General features: G+C 71.0%; 2 protein-coding genes. Both read left to right on the top strand.

What is annotated here, in order from left to right:
- Nucleotides 1-1,134, top strand: a 1,134-nt coding sequence (locus BFF77_RS13580; protein WP_342671233.1) for an oxidoreductase, incomplete at its 5' end; no start/stop codon positions are given.
- 62 nt (nucleotides 1,135-1,196) lie between these two features.
- A partial coding sequence (locus tag BFF77_RS13575) for a polysaccharide deacetylase family protein (RefSeq protein WP_066948418.1) occupies nucleotides 1,197-2,020 on the top strand: 824 nt, incomplete at its 3' end.

The raw sequence follows: 2,020 nt of genomic DNA, 5'->3' as shown, positions 1-2,020 counted from the left end.
GTTTCTGAGGGTGAAGTGCCACAGCCGGCCCTCGTCCCGGGCCGGCTGTGGCACTTCACCCTCAGAAACCGTCTCGCGGTCGCCCCCATGACCCGTGTCTCCGCAACCGACAACGGCACCCCGACCGCCGGCATGGCCGACCACTACCAGGCGTTCGCCGAAGGCGGCTTCGGCCTGATCATCACCGAGGGCACGTACACCGACTCCGCCTACGCCCAGGGCTACACCAACCAGCCCGGCATCGTCACCGCCGCGCACACCCGCGGCTGGAGCACCGTCACCGCCCGCATCCACGCGGCCGGCGCCGCCGTCTTCCTGCAACTGACGCACGCCGGGGCCCTGTCCCAGGGCAACCCCCACCGCCCCGGCGTCACCGCCGGACCCTCCCCGGTCCGGCCCAGGGGCGAGATGAGGCCCGAATACGGCGGCACCGGCCCGTGGCCGCTGCCGCGCGAGATGAGTCTGGTGGACATCCGCGACGCGACACGCGGTTTCGCCGAGGCCGCTCTGAGGGCCCGCACCGCCGGGTTCGACGGCGTCGAGATCCACGCCGCCGACGGCCACCTCATCGACCAGTTCCTCACCCCCCGCACCAACCGGCGCACCGACGCCTACAACGGCCATACCCTGAGCGGCCGGCTCCGTCTCCTCACCCACGTCATCACCCACGTCCGCGCCGCGGTCGGCATCGATTTCCTCCTCGGAGTGCGCCTGTCCCGGACCGAGGTCAACGACGTCGAGCACAGCTGGGACGGTCCCGAAGAGGCCCGGGAGATCTTCTGCGCCGCAGCACACGCCGGCGCCAGCTACCTCCACATCGCCGTCGGGAGCGGCGACTGGCCCCGTACCGCCACCCTCGAAACCGGTGAATCCCTCACCGCACTGGCCCGCCGCACCACCGGCCTGCCCGTCATCGCCAACGGCGGCATGCACGATCCCTCCCGGGCCCGCGACGTCCTCACCGGCGGACACGCCGACCTGCTGTCCCTGGGCCGCGGCGCACTGGCCAACCCCGACCTGCCCCGCCTCCTGGCCGACGGCCAGTCCGTGGGCCCCGTCGACCACGGCATGATCAGCCCCGCAGCCGGTCCGGACAACACCGCCCACCGGCGAACCCGGCACGACAGGACCTGACACAACCGCCCACGGCCGGCAACACCAGCCCGCCTAACCGCACCTCAGGAAGGACACCCGCCTTGTCCGACACCACCGCGCCCGCATGGCTGAGCGGCGCAGCCGCCGTCGCCCTGATCACTTTCGACGTCGACGCAGAGGCCCCGATCCTCGCGCTCAACCCCGAAGCCCGGCACGACCTCGGCGCCATGTCCCACCAGTGCTACGGACCCGACGTCGCCGTCCCCAGAATCCTCGACCTCCTCGACGACACCGGCGTCCCCGCCACGTTCTTCATACCTGGCGCAGTCGCGGAGAGCCGCCCCCACCTGGCCAGATCGATCACCGACCGCGGCCACGAAGTGGCCCATCACACCCACAGCCACCGCCCGCCCACCACACTCACCCCCGCCCAGGAGCGAGAAGACTTCATCCGCGCCCTCGACGTCTTCCACGCCCAGGACATCACCATCCACGGCTACCGGGCCGCGAACTGGCAGCCCACCAACACCACCCTGGAACTGGTGGCCGAACACGGTCTCTACGACTCCTCCCTCATGGGCGACGACCGCCCCTACACCCTCACCACCCCAGCCGGATCCCTCGTGGAACTCCCCGTCCACTGGTCCCTGGACGACTGGGAGCAGTACGCGTTCCTGCCCGACCCCCACATCGGCAGCATCATCACCGCCCCCCACACCGTGCTCCGGATGTGGACCGACGAACTCGACGCGATGCGCCGCCACCGCGCCCTGTTCAACCTCACCCTCCACCCCGAACTCAGCGGACGCCCCTCCCGCCTGGAAGCCATCCGCAGCCTCATCGAACACGCCCAGAACCGGGGCGACGTCCACTTCGCACGCTGCCACGAAGTCGCCACCCACGCCGTCAAGGAGGCCACCCTGCC

This window comes from Streptomyces lushanensis, assembly GCF_001700515.1.
Taxonomy (GTDB): domain Bacteria; phylum Actinomycetota; class Actinomycetes; order Streptomycetales; family Streptomycetaceae; genus Streptomyces; species Streptomyces lushanensis.
The sequence above is the reverse complement of the archived record's forward strand: the minus strand, read 5'-3'. Positions and strand labels throughout refer to the sequence as shown.